Origin of the sequence: Arthrobacter sp. MYb221 (assembly GCF_002979835.1) — a bacterium.
Classification (GTDB): domain Bacteria; phylum Actinomycetota; class Actinomycetes; order Actinomycetales; family Micrococcaceae; genus Glutamicibacter.
Genome location: NZ_PCPW01000011.1, coordinates 86370 through 108433, shown reverse-complemented (window position 1 = coordinate 108433; position 22064 = coordinate 86370). Strand labels below are relative to the sequence as shown.

Genomic DNA, 22064 nt, shown 5'->3' with positions numbered 1-22064 from the left:
GACCCATATGCTTGCGACACGCCGTCCCCCTAGTAGGCGGTGCCGATATCGTGACACAGGACATGACAAATAATGATCCTGCTAATCCCAATTCACGAGTATCGTTGGCTCCCCATTGCCTTAAATCCCCATTGTTTACATGAGCTTTTATCCGTGTTCACGGACAAGCCTCATGATCGCTAATTCTATGGAGCGGGACTTTGTTCCCTCACGGGTAATTGGGCACCCTAGTTGCCCAGAACTGGCCGCGAAAACACGCGCATGTACTCTAAATGCCAGATCGAACTAGGTAGTGGATACCCACAAGGGACGCATGGTGCAGTCGGCATGGCCGTATTCCCTGATTGGATTGGAACGTACTCGACTCTCCCTGTGGTCGTTGTGCCTTTCAAATCCGGCGTTGAGCAACAACACCTGATCACTAGTCACCGACGAAAAGTTCAGAACGCTCGTAAACTCCCAGCTTGGCAAATATCCGGTAAAGGTGTCCCTCTACGGTGCGTTGCGACACGGTAAGTACACGGGCGATCTCACGGTTGGTCAACCCACGACGGACCAGTTCCACGATCTCATTTTCGCGTGTGGTCAAACCCGTGACTTTCAGCGCCGCAGAAATGACTCCCCATGGTTCTTGCTCTATTTCGCCAAGCCATGACTGTATTTTCCGGATCGCCATTCCTCGCCGACGAGAATCTTGCCGCGATGACCAGTACTGCACTACTTGCGACAATATTTCCAAGGCGAGTACTTGGTCGCCCGCCGCATGTAATTCTTCGCCAAAATCCAGCATGGCTTCGGGATCCGCTTCCCCGCAAAGTTGCACGATATGTACCATTCGTTGCGCGGTTAGATACGCGGACGGGACTTGGACCTCGCTGACCGCGTCAGCGCAGAACTGCCGGAGTTCGTTGTCCGCGCTGCGCAGCGCGACATAGTAGAGTCCATTGACGCGCGGGATTACGTGAGTTTTCGGAATCCTCTCCAGCAGTTGCGTAATGTGCCCATCGGCATGACTTCCTGTGCGCAAGGCTTCCATCAAGGGACGAAGCAGGTCATCACCGAACCTGTCTCCGGCACCGTTCGTATCGGCTCGCTGGGCTCCCGGGCGATCGAGAAATTCCTGCCCGGCGGAACCATGGCCCTGCGCATTGTCCTCCGAGGTCGCTTCCCCATCGGACAGTATTTGCTGCAGGATTGCGCTCATTGGAAACATCGATTGCGGATCGATGAGCCGCAGTTCGACCTGTGCGTGGCGCAGGTGGACGCGAGACTGAGCGACGTTGCCTATTCTCGATTCAAGCAACGAACGCAGCAGCTCCAGGGTTCCGTTCGCGAAGGATACTTCGAAGGAATTTGCCAGTTCGAAGTCGTCGAGTTGCTTTCGTGCACGACCGAATTCGGCACGCTCAATCAGCGCTCTGATCTTGACGACCAAAATCGTCAATCGATAGTTGATCCTTGGCAGAAGTAGCTGGACTTCCGTATTGGTCGCGATTGATTCAAGATCCATCAGTCGCTCAAAGTCCCCGATCGAGTAGTTTTCCGTGGCTTCCTGAATTTGAAAAATGGCTTCCCGGTCCAGAGGCACTTCCCGGTCCAGAGGCAGTGGGGCTATCTCATGCGGACCGCCCGGAACGCTTCGAGTCCCGGAATCCGAATTCGCCGGTGGCTCGCCTTCGCATGGGACCCCTTCGCCACGAATCCAGCACAGCACCGCTTGTGCGATTTCCGCGAGCTGGGTAGCATCGTCGCCCGCCCCTCGTGCGGAGGCCTGCGCGGTGACTTCGGCGGCATGAAATCGCCGCTGGCCAAACAGCAATTGAATCTTCGCTTGTTGGCTTATGCGCGACGGCAATCCGTTGGCCTGCTCCAACAGGTATTCAGCTTCTTCAAAGGCATTGTCCTCAAGCGAATGGCGTATGGCCTCTTGCAGACGGGATGGATCTACGCTTTCGCCCTGAGCAATAGCCCACAGTGTGTAGCGTGGATCCGTAGTCCCGCCGGATTCGAGCAGCTCACGATAGCGTTCGAATAGTTCTCTGTTCTTACCCGGAGGGAAGCTACTGCGTATCGCCTCGGCGTAGAACCTGCTTCGTAGGCTAACTTTGCCGTTGTGCGTTTCGATGAGGGTTAAGTGATGCTGCTGAGTCACTTGGTGTAGACCCAGATGGCGTAATGCGGTTAGTGGAACTGTTCCGGCCATTGTCAGCAGTTCCAGCACTTCGCGAAGCTCTGCATCAAACCGCTGGGCCATCAGCCGGACTTCTTCGGCCGCGCGTGCGTCGCAGTTCAGCAAGGGGCGTGTGAGCACAACTACTCGGCCATCGTTTAACAAGGCCCCTTGTCTCTTGGCCATGAGGACGTATTCCTCAACTAACGCATGCAGGCCAGCGGTTTCGAAATGAATCATTTGCGCCGATCCATGACCCAACGAAGTCCCAAGAATATCGACACCAATGCGTTCAATTTCCTGCACGGTCATTGGCTCCAGCATGATTCGATGCAGCTGGGCCACGGAGATCAGCACCTCAGAGGCGACTGTGCCCTGTTGCACCTCGTTGCTCAGGACTAATAGCTTGACCAGTCCAGACCGGACTAGTTGGGATAGGACGAAGGCGCTGGCCGAGTCGATATATTGTCCTTCTTCAACAATGATCAGCACCCGGGTTGCGGAATCGTCGGAGTCGAGCATGCCTTGGACCGCGTTTAAGGACTCGCGGATGGCCCCAACGTCGTTTATTTCCTCCGTAATTCCGGGGAGCAATGGCGCTAAGGCGCCGTATGCGGTACCCAGCAAAGCGGCGCTGCAAATCAGGCGAATGGTATGGAATGGAAACTCCGCGAGATCGAGCAGGGTTCGAACCAATGTCGATTTTCCGCTGCCGGTTTCGCCCACCAGCAAAACTCCGGTGCAACCCTCGTCTGACAGGGCCTGAACCAGCTGTTCGTATTCCTTGGGTTGCCAATAGCCAGAAGCCTGTGCAAAGTCAGAGTATTTTTTCATTTCCCACCGACCCCAGCATGCAGCTTGAGGTCGGCACGTTTGCTGATTCCAAGCTTCGAATACACCTGGTAGAGGTGCCCCTCGACGGTTCGGACAGAAACGCTAGCCTGTTTGGCGATTTCCTGGTTGGATAATCCCATGGCCGCCGCCGACGCGACAACTTTCTCTCGCTCGGTTAGGACGGTGAGCGAGGCAAGGCTTGCGAAGGTGTCAGAACCCGCAGAGCTGGGCTGGATCTTGGCCAGGAAGCTGCCCGCGCTGCGAGCGAGCTGACGCATTTGTCCAGCATTCAACATCCCATAAACACCGGCCTCGGCGCCGAGGGCCAGGGAAACAAAACCGAGTTCAATAAGCCGCCCGAGTTGTGCTGTGATGGCCGTGGTGTCTGCGTTGTCAACGCCTAATGCCAACATGCGCAGGCTATTCGCCATTGGGTGTTCAAATCCGTGTTGCAAGGCCACAAGACGGGATGTCAGATGGAAGTCACCCTGGCAGATCTGCTGAGCCAGCAACAGCGAGGCCAGCAACTTTTCCCCCCGCGTTTCCGCCCACTGGGACAGTTCACTGACCATCCGCGAATGGACGCGGTTCGAAAGCAACTGTCCAACGCACATGTCAATGCCGATTCGACCGCAGCTATTTGTTGACGTATCCATCGCCGGGTTTGGAGCATCTGCGCTTTCGTTATCCGCCAGCGCGACGCCGTTGATCATTGCATCAACGAGACGCAGGTCGGCAATGGTTCCAGTTTGCGCCAGCTGGAGCCTGAGCGGTTGCCCAATGTCTCGTGCTTTTGCCTCATTGCCGGCAATGGCCAGCAGCAAGGCATGGGCCGTCTCGGCGAAGGTCAGCAGACGGTGATCATCAACGGCACCGTCCAACACCATCTGGATAAGATTTCGGCACTGCCCCCAATCCCTCAGCGCCAGGCAGGCAGAAATTAATGCCCGCACTGTCCGTCCCATGCACCAACGGATCGTGTAACGCACGGCTTGATGGCTTTGAGCCTCGTGAACGACATCAGCCAAAATCGCACCGACCAATGCTCTGGCAGTGTCTTGGTCATTGACTCGAACCGAGTACAGTGCAATGAGCGCCAAGGCTAGATGCTGCTGACAGTGATCGAGGTCTTCCCACAGGCGCTTCCGGCCATTGGGTCGCAGCTCGATAATTACCTTTTCGGCTTCATGCATTCGGCTCTCTTCGAGCAGGAGCTCCAGCATGATTAGATGCTCGTTCCCTTGCTCCGCCTTGTGCTCGGTTGCCGGCTCCAGTTCTGGACGTACCGAGAATACTTCGAACGCCTCGGTCGTTTGACCCGTGCAACTAGGCGCTGCGTTCTGCGAATCCTGTCCGTTCTGGAACTTGATTGCATGCTCCGGAAGCAATCGCTCTCGCTGAGCCACTGCCTGCTGGCAAGGACCGTCCTCTGGCAGCTCCGTCGCATTAAAAGCTGGTAGTCCCTGCCAGCTAGCTATCGTGTGCGCAATAGCTGGATTTGGAATCGACCATTTTTTCCCCTGCCGATCCAGCAGCTCGCGAGAAACGAGGAAGTCCACCGCTTGGCTCGAAGTACCCGTCGATTCGGCAAGTTCCCCACGGATGGCAACGGAATCCAGAATCGCTCGCTGGTCCGAGGACAATTGTTGAATTCTCGACTGCACGTAATGCTCGGTGTGCAGCCCGATTGGTAAGGCACGCTGCTTTAAGGCTGCGAACCTGTCGGTCGATTCGAAGGCTTGAGCATTCTGGCAATCACTGACCACAGCGCGGAGGACCTCGGAGCTACCCGCACAGTAGCGCCATAAATGGAACGAAGTTAGGTAGGAGACGCCCAGACCCAGCATCAGCGATATTTCGGTTCGGGCTTCCTTTAAGGTCAAGCTGTCGAGGTGAATCATCTCGATGGTTCCCATGCGCACTAGAACCGCAAGGTCCTGAGGCATCTCATCGATTACTTCTTCCAGGAGAATCAATCTAACGAGGCCGTTGCTCACGAGCTGGGACAAGACCGCGGTGGTCAAAGGATCAATCAGTCCAAGATGTTCGACGATCACCACAGCTTTGGGCGCACAGAGTTCAAAGTGACTCTTCAAATGCCCGAATACAGCCAACGGGGAGTTCAGTTGCGCATCGGGCAATCCTGTTAACAGGAATTGAATCGCGCCGTAGGATTTTTCGCTTCCGTAACGACTGCCCGAAACCCAGACTGGCGCGATCCCGGAGTCGGCATGTTCGAATGCCGCGCGGACCAATTCACGTTTTCCGGTGCCCTGCGCGCCGCGCAGGACGAAACCGCCCGGCATTCGCTCCTGCACCATTCCCCGAAGACGATCCTGCACGTCAGCGCGAAAAAGATGTATTTGGGATTCTGACCGCCAGCAATCCTGCCGCAAGCCATCCCAATGATCAAGCCACATAGTGGATACAACAAATCCACCCATTTACCCTATCCCCCCAAAGATCTGGATAAACATCAGGTCTCCCCCAAAGAGACCATATAGATTATGGAAGTCATGCTACCCGTCTACGAGCATTTAAACGAGAGGAGTGCGCTGTCGCGGGGGTTAGCGACACCTGGTGTACGCGCATCGAGCAACCGTGAATGCCAAAAGAAACCCGCTGTTCGAAACAACTTCGCAACTCGACCACGAGAAAAGAACTTGGTTGACGCGAGTAGCCCGCGTTCCTACGCGGAACGGGATTCAGCATGCGCCCAAGTCATGCCTTCGCCACGAGGCCGGTCACCCGGGGTGCGTGCTCAAGTCAGTTTCAGGACACGAGCGATACGGCGTAGTGCGGTTTCCAACGCAGTTGGAAGCCGCAATAAAATCCAGGTCGCTGCTCTGCGGATCATCGTTGAACCGGTCGTGCCGTCATATTGGCGGATGTACGGTTTCATCTCCTCGATGAATTGGGGCACTCCGCCTTCCTGCAACGCGCGGACGTAGGCCGGCCCCGAAGCCAGGGCAATCTTTTCCCGATTAAGCATGCGCTGGGCGAAGACTGTTTCCATTTCGACGTCACTAGCTGGCGCTACCCGTTTGAAGGGAACCCATTGCCCGTTTCGAATACGATTGGCGAGCCGCACCGCTAGCCCAGGTCGCCTATGTCGTACCGCTCCAGCCTGTGACGCTGCCACAGTCTCAGCGTCCCATTCAATGACATCTAATGAACCATTTACTTCACCCTCGGAGAGAATCTCGGCCGCAAGATTCGACCTCGCGACGGCTACATTCGCTCCCCGCCAATCCGACATAAATGGAGGCAGCCAAGCATCACCGAGACTAATATCGGCTGTCTCCCCGGTGATGTCGTCGCAATAGTCGCAAGCTCCCAACTTGAAAATGCCGATTCCCCAATTAGCCATGGGTATTTGCTCAGCGCCACGAATCACTTCCGCCCCGTCAACGCGTGAGACCTTGGCGCTGTATCGGTTCGGAGGACGACCAGGCTCTTTGTGGCGATAGTCGATGTCGTTTACTTCCAGAGGGTCCATGTTGACCGAGCGGGCCAGGTAGTCCGAGTACAGGCTTGACTTCAGATGCCCGCAGAATAAGGAAGCGGCAAATACAACTCGTTGTCGAATGAGCTCATCTCGGTCCGCCAGCAAACGCACACTCTTGATGAAGCATGGAACACCGACAAGGGCATACCTTCCGGGGACTTCCCTGACCTCCGCGAGCACCTCCGCGAGGGTCTGCACATGATACCGGGACTTTCGTCCGCCAAGGAGGTCCACAACAGTCCGTGAGATCGTATAACGGGACAGCGGATTGGGCAGCCCCTCGAATGTGGAGGCCACATGAATGACCGCGTCAACGTCGCCTCGCAACAGTAATCTGCTCAACACCCAAGATGTCATGCCACCTGATGTTCCGAGGCTTCGGAAATCATCATCGGCTACGTGACCGGCTACAATTTTCCGGTGGTAGCCAGTCACGGCATGGTGTGATGCATCAGCGCCGCCAAACTGTTCTTCACCGATGGAATCTTCGTTTCGGGCGTCCGCTGAAAAAGGACAGACTGCACTGGCGTTCGTCAGGACTTGATCTCCCAGTTCCGACAGAGGAACACCGTTGCGGGCCACAGGCAGATAAGTACCCAACTCGGTTTTTCGCATCGCAAGCGCCCCCGGCTCTGCAACGGCACAAGCACCGCACCCCACGCATAAACCGGTAGACACAACAGTAGCGAGATCTTTAGCCATGGCTCCCCCAGCCGCTGAGCATATAGAATTGCTTGTCAGTCTAGAGGAGCCGGAGCGTCTTCACCAGCAAACGGCAAGAATGAAATCCAGACGAGCGCCGGTACCGCCCAGTTCAACCGAAACCCATCAAAAGCTGTTGCATCGAACCGAGCTGCGCTACGAATCCCATTGCGGTTCTCCGCGGCGAGGTGTACAGGACCCGTGGCTTTCCAAGATCTGCCCAGCATAGCGGTGAGCAGTGAATGCGGCTGATATGATCTGGTGCACAACCGGGATAGCCACCAACCGATCTTTGGCTAGCCACGTCAATATTCGCAGGGGGCGCGAAATGGCAACCATTGGGATTATGTCGATGCATAGAATTCTGAATTATGGTTCTTCATTACAGGCATATTCGCTTCGCAGGCTCTTGGCCGAGCTCGTACCGACAGCTGATCTCACTTTTCTCGACTACCGGCCAGGGACGCCGTTAGTCAACGAATCACAGTCCAACGGAAGACCTTCACATTTGGGCCGAATCTTTCGCAAGGTCCAGGAATACGGTTCTGATGACGCGTCGTGGCCGGACAAACTGCGCTTCTTCGAACACAAGAGAACGTACGCAAAAAAGTACTTTCCGCTGATTGACTTGCCTGGTTCCCGCAATTACACCACGGATGTGGATTTGCAAGTCATCGGCAGTGATGAAGTATTCAACTGCGTGCAGTCAAACGCCAATGTTGGGTTCTCCAGAGACTTATTCGGTATCGATTCTGCAGGCCGAAGTCTCATTTCCTTCGCTGCTTCCTTCGGCAATACGACCTTGGAGAAAATCCGCATGCACCATGTGGATGAAGAACTTGCCGCTGCTTTCACCCGATTTGACCGCATTTCCGTACGAGATGAAAATTCGGCCCATATCGTTGAAAGTCTGACCGGTGAAAGGCCACCGATCCACCTTGACCCGACTCTCGTCTTCAATCTCTTGCCAATGTCCATGAGCCCGAGCGGCAAGCGAGTTGCTGAACCATACCTCCTGGTCTACGCCTACCCTGGCCGACTCGATGATATCGAGAACGCACGCATTAGGGCCTACGCGAAGAGGAAGGGCCTCAAAGTCATGTGCTTTGGCGGAGCCCAACCGTGTGGCGACACCTTCGTTGACTGCAGCCCATTCGAATTGCTTGGCTACTTCAGCCAGGCATCAGCGGTGGTCACTGACACCTTCCACGGCACCATTTTCTCAGTGCTCACCGAGCGTCCATTCGCGACGATCACTCGGGCCAATCAGCGTCATGGATATGGAAATATGGAAAAGATTGGCTACCTTCTGGACGCGCTGGGTCTGCGAGAACGCGAATTGGCGCAGATCCAACAGCTTGAATCCGTCCTGGCGCAGAGCATCGACTACTCAAGCGTTCAGCGCGTCATCAAGGCCGAACGCCAGAAGGCGCGCGAATACCTCGCCGACGCCGTAGCTCCGCTACAAGAAACGAAACCTATTCGACGACCGCAATAGGCCGATAGCTCCGCCCAGCCTCGCTGGACAGGAAATGCAAAACGCTCGTGGATCGGGTTGGCAAGCAGCCAACGGGATCCACGAGCATCATGACGTCGTGCATAGCGCAGTAGCTCTGAGCGAGCTACGGAGCCATCCACGTAGTCATCTGAAGAGGAATCAGAGATCCAGGAGAACAGCGAGCGCAATTAGTGGCCGGCAGTCTCAAATCGCTACCGTGCGCCGTCTTGGCGAAGTGCCCTTAGGCTCAAGGGCTTGACGGACGGAATCCCGGAGGAAGCCGCTTGCGCCCAGGGCTGCGGTCAGCAGTTTAGCCTGGGTGCCAGCCTTCCCAATCAAAGATCAGAAATGACCATGAATAAATAAGGGCTTCGTAGTTTCCGGCGCTTTCCCATACTAGAATCAAGTCTCGGGACCGAGGAGTCCCGAACTCGGTCCGACTTTTCATGGGGAAAAATTGAATAAACTCGTTCAGCGCACGCTTGCGGTCATCGCGGCAAGCTCGCTAGCATTCTCAGGTGCCACGGCGGCTATTGCCGCTCCGCAGCCGGCCGCGGCCTCGAGCATCAGCATCACCGCTGCCAAGAAGGCACCCGCCGTTACGATCGAGAAAATCGGGACGAAGACCGTCAAGGGCTCGGCAAAGGCAACGATCAAGCCCAGCTATTCCAAAGCCAAGAACGTCAAGATCAAGTCCGCCCTCGTAAACGTGAGCAAAGGCAAGAAGCTGGCGGCCAAGAACAAGAAGTCGGTCAAGCTCGCTGCCGGCACTTACAAGGTCACCACCTCGGTGAAGTACCAGCTCAAGGGCAAGACTTCGACCGTCAAGAAAACTCAGACCTTGCTGGTCAAAAAGGCCTCCACCAAGAAGTCGGTGAGGATGAACGGGAAAACCAAGAATTGCCCCGCTGGCTACCCGGTGAAGGGTAACCGCACCGGCAGCAACAAAGAGTGGAAGTACCACCTCAAGGGCCAGCGCTTCTACAACATCACGAAGCCAGAAGAGTGCTTCAAGACCGCAGCCGATGCTCGGAAGGCCGGCTACCGGGCCTCGAAGATCTAGCAGCACGGTCCATCGCGACGTAATCGCATATATGACAACAACGAACCGGGCTCCTTCCTTGCGGAAGCAGCCCGGTTCGTTGTTGTTCAGTGGTGATTACGTGAGTAACCGCAAGCTTAGCGGGCTACGGAACCATCCACGTAGTCATCCGAAGAGGAATCGGAGATCCAGGAGAACAGCGAGCGCAGTTCGCGGCCGGTGGTCTCGATTGGGTGCTCTTCGCCCTTCTTGCGCAGTGCCTTGAATTCCGGGGCACCGGCCTTCTGGTCTTCCATGAAGCGGGTGGCGAAGGCGCCGGACTGGATATCGGCCAGCACAGCCTTCATGTTTTCCTTCACCTCTGGGGTGATCACGCGTGGGCCGGAGACGTAGTCGCCGTACTCGGCGGTGTCGGAGATCGACCAGCGCTGCTTGGCGATGCCGCCTTCCCACATCAGGTCGACGATCAGCTTCAGCTCGTGCAATACCTCGAAGTAGGCGATTTCCGGCTTGTAGCCAGCTTCGGTGAGAACTTCAAAGCCGTACTGAACCAGCTGCGAGGTGCCACCGCAAAGCACGGCCTGCTCGCCGAACAGGTCGGTTTCGGTCTCTTCGGTGAAGGTGGTCTCGATGACGCCGGCACGGGTGCCGCCGATGCCCGCTGCGTAGGACAGTGCCAGTTCCTTGGCGCCGCCGGTGAAGTTCTGCTCCACTGCGATCAGGTCGGGAATGCCGCGGCCTGCTTCGAATTCGCGGCGTACGGTGTGGCCCGGTGCCTTCGGAGCTACCAGCGCAACGTCAACGTTGGCTGGTGGCTGGATGAAGCCGAAGCGGATGTTGAAGCCGTGGCCGAAGAACAAGGCGTTGCCCTCTTCGAGGTGCTCGGCGATCGACTCTGCGTAGACCTGGGCCTGGACCTGGTCCGGGGTCAGGATCATGATGACGTCTGCCCACTTGGCGGCCTCGGCCACGGTGGCGACCTTCAGGCCTTCGGCCTCGACCTTGGCGCGGGACTTGGAGCCCTCGGCCAGGCCGACGGTGACGTCCACGCCGGAGTCGCGCAGGCTCAGTGCGTGTGCGTGGCCCTGGGAGCCGTAGCCAATGACGGCTACCTTGCGACCCTGGATGATTGAGAGGTCGGCGTCGTCTTCGTAGTACATATCAGCCACTGTGATTGCTCCTTAGGTTTTCTTCGAATAAGAAGTTTGTTATTGAAAGTTCTGTAATTTTGCGTGGTGCCGTTTAGGCGGAGAGGGTTTTCAGTGCCCTGTCCGACATCGACTTGGCGCCGCGTCCTACCGCTAGGGTACCGGCCTGGACGATCTCGCGGATGCCGAAGGGTTCGAGCACCGCCAGCAGCGCATCGATCTTGCCGGCATTGCCGGTGGCCTCGATGACCAGCGAGTCCTGAGCCACGTCGATGACGGAGGCGCGGAAGAGCTCGGCGGCCTGGGTAACCTGCAGGCGGGTTGCCGCATCTGCGCGTACCTTGACCATGATGTGGTCGCGCTGCACCGAGGTTTCCGGCAGCAGCTCGACGATCTTGATGACGTTTATCAGCTTGTTCAGCTGTTTGGTGACCTGCTCCAGGGAGTCCCCTTCGGCGTCGACCACCACGGTCATGCGGCTGATTCCCTCGATTTCGGTGGGACCCACCGCAAGCGAGTGAATGTTGAACGCACGGCGGGCGAAAAGGCTGGCTACTCGGGTGAGTACGCCGGGAACGTCTTCGACGAGTACCGACAACGTATGCTTTGCCATGTTCTAGTCCTCCTCTTCCCACTCTGGGGTCATGCCCTTGGCAAACTGGATCTGGTCATTGCTCACTCCGGAAGGCACCATTGGCCACACCATGGAGTCCGCGGAGACCACGAAGTCGATCACCACTGGTCGGTCATTAATTGCAAGTGCCTGCTGGATCGTGGCATCGATGTCCTCGTCGCGTTCGCAACGCAGGCCCACGCAGCCATAGGCATCGGCAAGCTTCACGAAGTCCGGGACCCGCGCGGTGCCGTGGCCGGTGTTCAAATCGGTGTTGGAGTAGCGCGATTCGTAGAACAGCGTCTGCCACTGGCGGACCATGCCCAGCGAGGAGTTGTTGATGATGGCGACCTTGATGGGGATCTGGTTGATTACGCAGGTGGCCAACTCCTGGTTGGTCATCTGGAAGCAGCCGTCTCCGTCGATGGCCCACACCACACGGTCCGGCTGGGCGACCTTAGCACCCATTGCCGCGGGGACCGAATAGCCCATGGTGCCCAAGCCGGCGGAGTTCAGCCACGAGCGCGGGCGCTCGTACTTCACGAACTGCGCCGCCCACATCTGGTGCTGGCCGACGCCGGCCACGTAGACGCCCTCGGGGCCGGTCAGGGCGCCGATGCGCTCGATCACGTTCTGCGGCGCGGAAAGCCCGTCATGGGTTTCGGTGTAGCCAATCGGGTAGGTTTCGCGCAGCCGGTTGAGCAGGCCCCACCAGCTGGTCAGATCCTGCGGCGGGTCCGCTTCGAAGCGCGTGGTGCACGCCTCCTGCAGCTGCGGGATGATTTCATCCAGCGAGCCGACGATCGGCACGTCCGCGGTGCGGTTCTTCGAGATTTCGGCCGGGTCGATATCCGCGTGGATCACCTTCGCGTTGGGCGCGAAGGAGGAGAGCACGCCGGTGACGCGGTCATCGAAGCGTGCGCCCAAGGTGATCAGCAGATCGGCCTGCTGCAGCGCGGTGACGGCGGAGACCGCACCGTGCATGCCCGGCATGCCCACGTGCTGGGCATGCGAATCCGGGAAGGCGCCGCGCGCGGTGAGCGTGGTGACCACCGGGGCGTTGACGAACTCGGCGAAGGCCTTCAGTTCCTCATGCGCGTTGGCCTTGATCACGCCGCCGCCGACATAGAGCACCGGGCGGCTGGCGCCGGCGATCAGTTTCGCCGCTTCGCGCAGCTGCTTATTGTGCCCCTTGGTGACCACGCGGTAGCCGGGCAGGTCCACCTTCGGCGGCCAGGAGAACGTCATGTCTCCCTGCTGGGCATCCTTGGTGATATCCACCAGCACCGGACCGGGGCGGCCGGTCTGCGCGAGGTAGAAGGCGCTTGCCATAACCCGTGGGATTTCTTCCGGGTCGGTCACCAGGAACGCATGCTTGGTAATCGGCATGGTGATGCCGACAATGTCGGCTTCCTGGAATGCGTCCGAGCCGATGAAGGCGCTGTGCACCTGGCCGGTGATTGCCACCATCGGCACCGAGTCCATATTGGCATCGGCTAGCGCGGTGACGAGGTTGGTTGCGCCCGGACCGGAAGTGGCGATGCACACGCCGACTTCTCCGGAAACCATGGCGTAGCCCTGTGCGGCATGGCCTGCACCCTGTTCGTGGCGGACCAAGATGTGATTAAGCTTGGTCGAATCCATCAGTGGATCATAGGTGGGAAGGATGGCCCCGCCTGGTAATCCGAAGACGTCCTTGACGCCCAGTTCTTCCAGTGAGCGGACGATGGCTTGTGACCCCGTCATCTTTGTGGCAGCGACGATAGTATTCGGACCCTGTACCGGGTTCGAAGCTTCCACGACGGAAGAGACAGCGGTGGCGGCATCCTTTGATCGATTAATTGATTTCGCAACCGAGGCCGGATTGGCTGGTGTTACGTTGCTCATCGGGATCCTTTCCTGATCTATCTCTTCGTTTGCGCATAAAAAACGCCCCGCGGCCGTCACTATTGACGAAAGGGGGCTGGCGCGTTACCGACGTTCTGTCCTGGCGGACAACGTTTCAGGCTTCGCGCCTGATAACTAGTAGAACCTCGGAGGTTGTTTGCATATCTCTAGTTTTCTCCACCGGGAGGTAAAGAGCAACTAGAAACCCCTTGTATCTCATTATACGAGATGGATGTCCATTGGTTGGACGCTTTGGCGTCCAACCAATGGATCATAGTGGCTTTTGGCTAGCCACAGTAGGCGCCGGTTGACGCCGAGTTGACCAGCTTCGCGTACTTGGCCAGCACACCGGTGGTGAACTTGGCAGGCAGCGGCTCCCAGCCGACCTTGCGGGCTTCCAGCTCGGCAGGGTCAACCAGCAGGTCGAAGCTGCGCGCCTCGATGTCCACGCGGATCTTGTCGCCGTCCTGGACGAAGGCGATGGGCCCGCCGTCCACGGCTTCGGGGGCCACGTGCCCGATGCACAGCCCGGTGGTGCCCCCGGAGAAGCGGCCATCGGTGAGCAGCAATACGTCCTTGCCCAGGCCTGCACCCTTGATGGCGCCGGTGATGGCGAGCATCTCGCGCATTCCCGGTCCGCCCTTGGGGCCTTCGTAGCGGATGACCACTACGTCGCCGGCCTGGATCTTGCCCGCATCGAGCGCCTCGATGGCGCTCTGCTCGCGTTCGAAGACGCGCGCGGTGCCCTCGAAGACGTCCGCGTCGAAGCCGGCGGACTTCACGACCGCGCCTTCCGGGGCCAGCGAGCCGTGCAGCACGGTCACCCCGCCGGTCTTGTGGATCGGGTTGTCCATGGCCCGCAGGATCTTGCCATCTGGATCCGGTGGGGCAATGTGCTCGAGGTTCTCCGCCATCGTCTTGCCGGTGACGGTCAGGCAGTCACCGTGCAGCAAGCCGGCATCCAGCAGCGCCTTCATGACCACCGGCACCCCGCCGATGCGGTCCAGGTCGTTCATCACGTAGCGGCCGAAAGGCTTCAGGTCCGCCAGGTGCGGCACCTTGTCGCCGATGCGGTTGAAGTCGCTCAGGCTCAGTTCAACCTCGGCTTCGCGGGCAATGGCCAGCAGGTGGAGCACCGCGTTGGTGGAGCCGCCGAAGGCCATGGTGACGGCGATGGCGTTCTCGAAGGCCTTCTTGGTCATGATGTCGCGGGCGCGGATGCCCTTGCGCAGCAGTTCCACCACCGCCTCGCCGGATTTGTGCGCGAACATGTCGCGGCGGCGGTCGGCCGAGGGCGGGGCCGCCGAGCCAGGCAGGGACATGCCCAGCGCCTCGCCGATGGAGGCCATGGTGTTCGCGGTGTACATGCCGCCGCAGGCGCCTTCGCCCGGGCAGATGGCCCGTTCGATGCGGCCCAGGTCTTCTTCGCTCATTTTGCCGGCGGCGCAGGCGCCCACGGCTTCGAAGGCGTCGATGAGGGTGACGTCTTTTTCGGTGCCGTCCTCCAGCTTGACCCAGCCGGGCATGATCGAGCCGGCGTAGAGGAACACCGAGGAGAGGTTCAGCCGGGCGGCGGCCATCAGCATGCCGGGCAGCGACTTGTCGCAGCCGGCAAGGAGCACCGAACCGTCCAGGCGCTCGGCCATCATGACGGTCTCGACCGAGTCGGCGATGACTTCACGGGAGACCAGCGAGAAGTGCATGCCCTCGTGGCCCATGGAAATGCCGTCCGAAACGGAGATGGTGCCGAACTGCATCGGGAAGCCGCCACCGGAGTGCACGCCTTCCTTGGCGCCTTGCGCCAGGCGGTTCAGCGAGAGGTTGCACGGGGTGATTTCATTCCACGAGCTTGCGATGCCGATTTGCGGTTTGATGAAGTCGTCGTCTCCCATGCCGACCGCACGCAGCATGCCGCGTGCGGGGGCCGCATGGATACCATCGGTGACCACACGGGAACGTGGTTTGATGTCTGGGGTAGTCTCCTGGCTCATAAATCAAATTCTAGAAGTCAATATGACCAATTGGGCAACCCATGACGCGACAATGACATATTTCGCTAAACGAGGAGACTGATCAAATTGTCCAGCATTATCGGTAGAGTGTGAGTTATGGACCCACGCCCAGACGAAAATCCTACCGACCACGTCAAGCGCCTCCTGCACGAGGCCTTTGATACGCAGATCCCTAACTTCGCCAGCTACAACCTGGTAGCAGGGACCGGCATTGCTGGCTCTGGTGGGCTCAAGGTCATTGGATATCGACGTCAGCCAGCCGAACTGGTCCTCGCCCCGGTCTCCTCGGCGGACCTGCGCGCTTCCGAAGCGGCAATCACGATCAACAACACCAACGTGAACCAGCTGGCCCTGCTCAGCGACGGCGGCTATGAGGTGGCCACCTCCACCGGACGCGTGTTCCGCTTCAGCATCCCCAGCCGCCCCAGCATCGACATCCATATCGATGACGCGGTGACGCTCGGTGCGCTGATCGACCAGGAAGTCGATGCGCGCGACTTCGCGGACTTCATGGACCACTTCATGAACACCATCGAGGGAACCGAAAGCTTCGTCTAGCCACCGGCATTTTCACGACAGTTCACAGCGAAGCGCAGCGGCCCTCCGGCCGCTGCGCTTCGTCGTATCCGCCTTATGCTTCATCCCGCACGCTTAGTCCGAGTACACCGACATTTCCACGTCATCGGCGTGCAAGATACCCTCGCTAAATAAAGACAGTCCAAATGACAGACCGGTGAACCCTTCCGGTATCGCAGGAGCAACCCATACCGCTTCCTTGGCCGCATCGGTCGGTGCCAACCAGTCTGAAGCAGTCCAATATAGCCAGTCCCCCTGCGGATCGCGGAGGTACAACACAAATTGGGCTGTCGTCGTCGCGGAATAGGTCGCCTTCATTTCGTAGCGCTCCCCCGGGATGATTTGGGTAGCGCATTCGCCCAGATCCAGACGCTGCAGAAATTTGAAATCGCCGTCCCGATAGTTGGTGATTTCTAGCCTCACACCGTCTGAATCGTTGGTTGCCTTCGGCTCTACTCGAGCATGGCCATTATTTTTCCCATACCCGGCCGCTTGCCAGCATCGAGAGAAATCATCACCCCTAGGCTGCTCGCTAAAGCCTGAGTTGACCACCAAGTTGCCCTCGGTGTTAGCAGGTAGTTCTGGTTCATCTACGATCGGACGGATCGGACCGCCAACCACCTCATCCACCGTCCGAACGACGGTCCCGGTTTTTTGCTCTCGGTCCTTGAGCCAAGAAACGAATTGCGCAAAGTCTTCGGTCTGCACAGAAATTTCATTGCAGCTCGATGGGCACAAATGATGGAAGGTAATCTGGATCCACCCGCCCCCGTTTTCTTCCGCGTTCAGCACCAGATTCTGCATGTCCTCAACGGTCCAGTCAGCATCCACCATGGCCGGAGCCAAGGTATGCCAGATGTTCTTCGGATCAAAGGACTCGGCGTATCCGCAGCCTTCGCAACCGGTCACGGACTCTATCCCGCCTAATCCCCGTGCGCTGTTGTACCCGCAGTCCGCTACGGCCTGTTCGATGGCCGGGTTGGACCCGGCCTCGGGGAACGCAAAGCTAGTTACCTGGTATCCCCAATTGCTGAGGTTTTTACGATCCATACATATTTGGCGAACGGTTTCCACCGGTTCCAAGTCGCTCAAGTTGCGGTGCTGCACACCGTGTCCAGCGATCTCATGACCGGTGTTCGCCATGGCATCAAGTTGCGCTCGCGAAAAGTATCCCGGACTGTCGAGAACCGAGGAATTCACGTAAAAGGTACCTTCAAGCTCAATCTCGTCGAGTATTTTTACGGCTTCATGCTGGCTCGCATTCCCATCATCAAAAGTCAGTGACACAACCGTTTTGTCGCGGTCATAGTCACGTCGTTCAAGCTTTGGTGGCGATTGATGCACCGTATCTAACCGGGGCTCCGGAGGAGCCGGTGCTGGACCTTTGGCTTTCATGGTTGGTGAGCTAAACAGCACGTCGGCCGAAACGCATCCTGTGAGCAAAGCCCCCGCACTAAGAAATGCCACCAACATCTTCATCCCACGCTTTGACGCAGATTTCACGTACTCCCACTCATTTCAATTAAGTCTTGGTGTAGTTGCAAACTGAGTTCGGAATTGCCGAGGGTCCGTCCGCGTAGGGCAGGACGGACCCTCGGCAATTGCTTTCAGATGATCTAGACGGCGATTTTCAGCATTGCGCCGGGCCGTCCCATGAGCCGCTCGTTGAGTGCACCACGGGATTCCAAGTCCTTCGCGACGTGGTCGATAATCTGCTCGACGTTGGTGTGCGGAACGAACCCGATGAGCCGATTTGCCTTGGTATTATCTGGCACGCGGCGGCGCATGTCTTCGTACCCTGGGGCATATGCCTGGTCGTAAGGAATTAGTTCAATTGTGCTTTGGCCACCTACGCGCTGCAGAATCTGTTCTGCCAACGCGCCGATGGAAATTTCTTGGGAACCGCCGAGGTTGTAAGCCTGGCCGTAACTGCGCTCGTTTTCAATCAGGGCAACCAGCGCTGGCACCACATCGCCGACATAAGAGAAGCACCGGGTCTGCTTGCCGTCTCCGAACACGCTGAGCGGCTGTCCGGTCAGCGCCTGGCCAATAAGGTTTGGCACCACCATGCCGTAGCGACCGGTCTGGCGTGGACCAACGGTGTTGAATAGGCGCACAATTGAAACTGGAACTCCGTATTCGTTCCAGTAACCATGGGCGAAGGCCTCATCAATGCCCTTGGCGGCCGCGTAGGTCCACCGTGATTTCAACGCGTCGCCGAGAATTCTGTCGGAATCCTCGCTGAGCGCATCGGTTGAGTTCTTGCCGTAGACCTCCGAGGTGGAAGCTAGCAGCAGCTTCGCGCCGGCGGCTTTGACAGCGTCCAGCACGTTCTCGGTTCCATGGATATTTGTGCGCAGGCTCACCAATGGTTGCTCAACAATGAGTTGCACACCTACTGCAGCAGCCAGATGGAAGACCCTGTCAGCCCCTGCGATTGTGCTGCTTACAGCTTCTTTGTCTAGAACTGTCCCCTCGATAAAGTTGAACTTCGGGCTTTTGAAAGCCTCTGTGAGGTTATCCACTGTGCCCGTGGACAGATCGTCAAAAACTGTTACTTCGTCACCTGCGGCCAGCAGGTAGTCTGCCAAGTGGCTTCCAATGAATCCGGCTCCGCCGGTAATGACTGTGCGCATGTTTTTCTCCTGATAATCATGGCAATGGATCCCTCGTACCCGTTCCGCCTCATGGATGCGATACGTGGAAATGAAAAGGTGTGTTGCTGTGCCTAGAGCAGGACCCGATGGGTAAGTTCCTCGGCGCGATAGGTGGCGTCGAGGACAGTGGTTTCCTTGTTGATCCAGGACAGGTCCGCCGCGGCGTGACGAGTGTGGAGCAGGACCAAGTCTGCGTTGAATTCGGCAGGCTTCGCGCAGCCGATAATCTGTTTGCCGTTCACAGTGACCGACTCTGGAAAATGGTGGTCATAGAAGGCCACGTCGGCTCCGGCTGCGATCAGCTTGTCGATGATCTGCAGCGCCGGCGATTCGCGCAAATCTGCCACATCAGGCTTGTAGGCAAGTCCGACTACGAGTACACGAGACCCCAAGAGCCCCTTTCCGGTATTCGACAGAACCTGGGCGCAACGAGCTACGGTCTGCGCCGGGCGTTGTTCAATTCCTTCCATGGCCGCGGCAATCACCGGCAGGCTCATGTTGTGGGCCCGAAGCTGCCACAACAGATAGTGCGGATCGCAGGGAATGCAATGCCCGCCCACACCGGGGCCCGGAGTAAACGGCATAAATCCAAATGGCTTGGTGGCGGCCGAATCAATAACTTCCTGAACTGGCAAGTCAAGCACCTGGCACGCCTGGGCAAATTCGTTGGCCATGGCAATATTTACTGCGCGGAAAGTGTTTTCCAGCAGTTTGGTCATCTCGGCGACTTCCATTCCGCTGGTGCGGTGCACGGTACCGGTGTAGCTAGCGAGTAGTTTCACTGCCGCTTCACGGCACCTAGAGGTGTATCCGCCAACGACACGAGGCACATCTTCAATGCTGAAATCGGAAACGCCCGGATTGATGCGTTCAGGGCTAAAAGCCACGCTGATATCGGCACCTGGTACCAGAGAACGCTTACGCAGCGGTTCAACGATCATTTCGCGGGTGCACCCGGCATAAGTCGTCGACGTCATGAGGATCAATTGTCCGGCGACTGCTTGTTGCACGACCATGCGGCTCGCACTGGCCAAAATCGAAAGGTCCGGTACATGATGCCCATCGACAGGAGTTGGCACGCAGACAATGACCGCCGCCGCCCGAGACAGATCCGTCGATTCTTGGCTCAGCGTCCACGAATCTGAGGCCAACGCACTGGCCAAACGCTGGTGATCCGTTGGCAGAAGATCAACTTCGCGCGCCTTGATGTCTCCAATACGCTTACCGCTGATGTCGAAGCCTAGTACCTTGGCACCCGAAACATGGTGCGCCAAGGCTGTCGGCAAGCCAACGTAGCCCATTCCCACGATCGCGACGTCATAGTCGAAGTCCCGGCCCGGCTGTGGACGGTTTCTCACTTTTACTGCCCACGGCTCGCCGCTGTCGAGTTGTTTTTGAGCCTGAAGACCGTCGGTAATCAATTGTGTGGTCATATGCTTCCCCCAAGAAGTTCTTCGATTGCCCCAAGGCAAGAATTGCTTGCCTTTTGTGATTGGACGGACCATTTCCATGGGTTGCAAGACTGTCTGTTCGCCCCCAAAAAGCTTTACGAACAGGTTCTTGTGCAGCCAAGACCCAGTGACCGCTGGTCCGCCCAAAACAACACTGGGCCACGGTCCAGGCTGCTGGCTACGTCCTGCGCGAACACTTGGGGTTAACCCCATGGGGTTGTTTAACTGTGGGGTTAACCCCACTGAGAATCATTGGCTGACCGAGAAGTAAGTGGTTAGCGTCGAGTGATGGAAAGTTCATTTGTTCCTTGGGGGAAACATGTTAATAATCATCATCGCCTTGGCAGTCACGGTCGTGGGGCTGACCACCATATTGTGGTCAACAGCCGGATTGCTTCGTCTAGTGACCGAGGTATCGCCGTATCCGAAAGAACCTGCCAGAGGACGTAAAAATCTGATAGCGGGGCGGGATTATCCTGACTATTCACAGGTAGCGGTGCTCATTGCCGCACACAATGAGGAACTGGTCATCGCCAAAACTCTGCAATCGGTACTCGCCCTGCTGCCGGCCACCCAAATCTTCGTCGCTTCTGATGGCTCAACGGATAAGACCGCCGGCATAGTCCGGTCCTTTGGAGCACAAGTAATCAGCCTGAATCCAAACCGTGGCAAGGCTGGCGCGTTGGCAGCTGCGGTAGAGCATTTCCAGCTGGACTCCGGATTCGAAGTTGTGATGCTGCTGGACGCAGATACCCAGCTTTCCCCCGATTACTTTTCAACCGGTCTTCCGCAATTCGCAGACCCGCAGGTCGTGGCAGTCGCAGGGCGGGCCCGAACGATCTTTGACCCGGCACCGGCAACCCTCATGGGCAAGGTGCTGGTGGCTTACCGTGAACGTCTCTACCAATTCGTGCAGGTGCTCGTGAAGTATGGCCAGGCGGCTAAGAAAGCCAACGTGGTCAACATTGTTCCTGGATTTGCGAGCATGTATCGGGCTCGAATACTCCCTGAAATCGATATTGCGGCAGAAGGGCTAACCATTGAAGATTTCAACATGACCTTCGAAGTCCACGCCAAGAAGTTGGGACGCGTGGCTTTCCATCCTGGTGCCGCCGTGGCTTACACCCAAGATCCAGATAATCTCGGCGATTACATCAATCAGGTGCGACGCTGGACGCTGGGCTATTGGCAGACTGTTCGACGCCATGGGCTACACATCGGCAAATTCTGGGCAGTTCAGGCGCTGTACATTGTTGAGTTGGTGAGCTGCTCGCTGTTCTTCTTGCTACTACTTCCCGCTTTGCTGGTCAGCGCCGCTGCTGAAGTAGCTTTGAACTTCTGGGCAGACCCGAACGGTGTGATCACCACGCTATCTGGAGTATTGCCCCCTTATGCACTCCTTCTGGGGCTTCTCATTCCTGAATTATTGCTGACGCTCTTTGCTGTGGTAATGACCCGTCGCATGTCTTACCTTTGGATGGCGCCGCTCTTCCCGTTTCTGCGCGTGGTGGATTCATACCTGTGCATTGCTACCTTGATTCGATCCTTGCGTTCGGGATCCACTGGCATCTGGAACAGCCCGACCCGGCGTTTCTTGCCCCCTGCCATATCCGATCAGGGGGAAACATTTTATGATGATGCCCGCTAGCCCGGGGCCTGCTCGCAGCAATCGGATCGACTTAACGTTTCAACCATGTGCATGCAAACCCGAGGATAATTTCTAATAAATTAAAGCGAGAAGGAAGGAAAATATTACGGACAAGTGAGCTATAGTTTTTGCGCAAATTGTTTTTAGGTCATATTCTTGAAATAGCTATAAAATCAAGTCGTTTGTGAATTGCCTACTGGGGAGTAGTGCATTCACTACCGCTACAACTCGCAAAGTTGATGGCGCAACAACTGTACTTTGGGGAGTACTATCCATGCTATTTCTGCCTCTGAGCACCATTTTTTCGACAACTTCTCA

14 protein-coding genes are annotated in these 22064 nt (G+C 57.4%); 4 read left to right on the top strand and 10 right to left on the bottom strand.

The annotated features are described in order from the left end of the window. Nucleotides 1-421: 421 nt before the first annotated feature. The 3 genes from CQ015_RS13780 to CQ015_RS13770 all read right to left on the bottom strand — a co-directional run bounded on the left by CQ015_RS13780 (nt 422) and on the right by CQ015_RS13770 (nt 7214). Nucleotides 422-3004, bottom strand: coding sequence for a LuxR C-terminal-related transcriptional regulator (locus CQ015_RS13780; protein ID WP_105650385.1), 2583 nt, complete (start codon nt 3002-3004; stop codon nt 422-424). After that, nucleotides 3001-5325, bottom strand: coding sequence for a helix-turn-helix transcriptional regulator (locus CQ015_RS13775; protein ID WP_181150427.1), 2325 nt, complete (start codon nt 5323-5325; stop codon nt 3001-3003). Before CQ015_RS13775 ends, CQ015_RS13780 begins: the two co-directional genes overlap by 4 nt. A gap of 440 nt (nt 5326-5765) precedes the next feature. Beyond that, nucleotides 5766-7214 (bottom strand): Coenzyme F420 hydrogenase/dehydrogenase, beta subunit C-terminal domain, encoded by a 1449-nt coding sequence (locus CQ015_RS13770; protein WP_105554438.1) that lies wholly within the window; start codon nt 7212-7214, stop codon nt 5766-5768. Nucleotides 7215-7542: 328 nt separating this feature from the next. Here CQ015_RS13770 and CQ015_RS13765 point away from each other — a divergent pair, with 328 nt between their 5' ends. Further along, on the top strand, nt 7543-8712 hold the full coding sequence (locus CQ015_RS13765) for a polysaccharide pyruvyl transferase family protein (RefSeq protein ID WP_181150426.1): 1170 nt from the start codon (nt 7543-7545) through the stop codon (nt 8710-8712). A 457-nt stretch (nt 8713-9169) separates the two neighbouring features. Further along, a complete protein-coding gene (locus CQ015_RS13760; protein ID WP_105650382.1) occupies nt 9170-9775 on the top strand; it encodes a hypothetical protein in 606 nt (201 codons plus the stop codon). A gap of 116 nt (nt 9776-9891) precedes the next feature. On the opposite strand, the gene ilvC is transcribed toward CQ015_RS13760, so the two are convergent. From ilvC to ilvD, 4 genes are all read right to left on the bottom strand, one after another. Then, complete coding sequence (gene ilvC, locus CQ015_RS13755; protein WP_096288637.1) at nt 9892-10914, bottom strand: ketol-acid reductoisomerase; 1023 nt, start codon at nt 10912-10914, stop codon at nt 9892-9894. 82 nt (nt 10915-10996) lie between these two features. Then, nucleotides 10997-11515, bottom strand: a complete 519-nt coding sequence (gene ilvN / locus CQ015_RS13750) for an acetolactate synthase small subunit (RefSeq protein WP_096288635.1) — start codon at nt 11513-11515, stop codon at nt 10997-10999. Between the two features lie 3 nt (nt 11516-11518). Continuing rightward, a complete protein-coding gene (locus tag CQ015_RS13745) occupies nt 11519-13402 on the bottom strand; it encodes an acetolactate synthase large subunit (protein ID WP_105650381.1) in 1884 nt (627 codons plus the stop codon). 287 nt (nt 13403-13689) lie between these two features. Continuing rightward, nucleotides 13690-15393 (bottom strand): dihydroxy-acid dehydratase, encoded by a 1704-nt coding sequence (gene ilvD / locus CQ015_RS13740; RefSeq protein ID WP_105650380.1) that lies wholly within the window; start codon nt 15391-15393, stop codon nt 13690-13692. Nucleotides 15394-15510: 117 nt separating this feature from the next. Here ilvD and CQ015_RS13735 point away from each other — a divergent pair, with 117 nt between their 5' ends. Further along, entirely contained in the window at nt 15511-15972 is a 462-nt protein-coding gene (locus CQ015_RS13735; protein WP_105554432.1) for a hypothetical protein, read from the top strand. Nucleotides 15973-16065: 93 nt separating this feature from the next. On the opposite strand, the gene CQ015_RS13730 is transcribed toward CQ015_RS13735, so the two are convergent. The 3 genes from CQ015_RS13730 to CQ015_RS13720 all read right to left on the bottom strand — a co-directional run bounded on the left by CQ015_RS13730 (nt 16066) and on the right by CQ015_RS13720 (nt 20080). After that, entirely contained in the window at nt 16066-17469 is a 1404-nt protein-coding gene (locus CQ015_RS13730; RefSeq protein ID WP_105650379.1) for a polysaccharide deacetylase family protein, read from the bottom strand. A 137-nt stretch (nt 17470-17606) separates the two neighbouring features. Further along, the gene (locus CQ015_RS13725) at nt 17607-18626 is read right to left on the bottom strand and encodes an NAD(P)-dependent oxidoreductase (protein ID WP_105650378.1); all 1020 of its coding nucleotides are present in this window, start codon (nt 18624-18626) and stop codon (nt 17607-17609) included. Nucleotides 18627-18718: 92 nt separating this feature from the next. Next, entirely contained in the window at nt 18719-20080 is a 1362-nt protein-coding gene (locus CQ015_RS13720) for a nucleotide sugar dehydrogenase (protein ID WP_105554429.1), read from the bottom strand. A gap of 337 nt (nt 20081-20417) precedes the next feature. Between CQ015_RS13720 and CQ015_RS13715 the strand changes: the two genes are divergently transcribed. After that, nucleotides 20418-21746: a glycosyltransferase family 2 protein gene (locus tag CQ015_RS13715; RefSeq protein ID WP_105570192.1), complete on the top strand. Its 1329-nt coding sequence runs from the start codon at nt 20418-20420 to the stop codon at nt 21744-21746. Nucleotides 21747-22064: the final 318 nt, after the last annotated feature.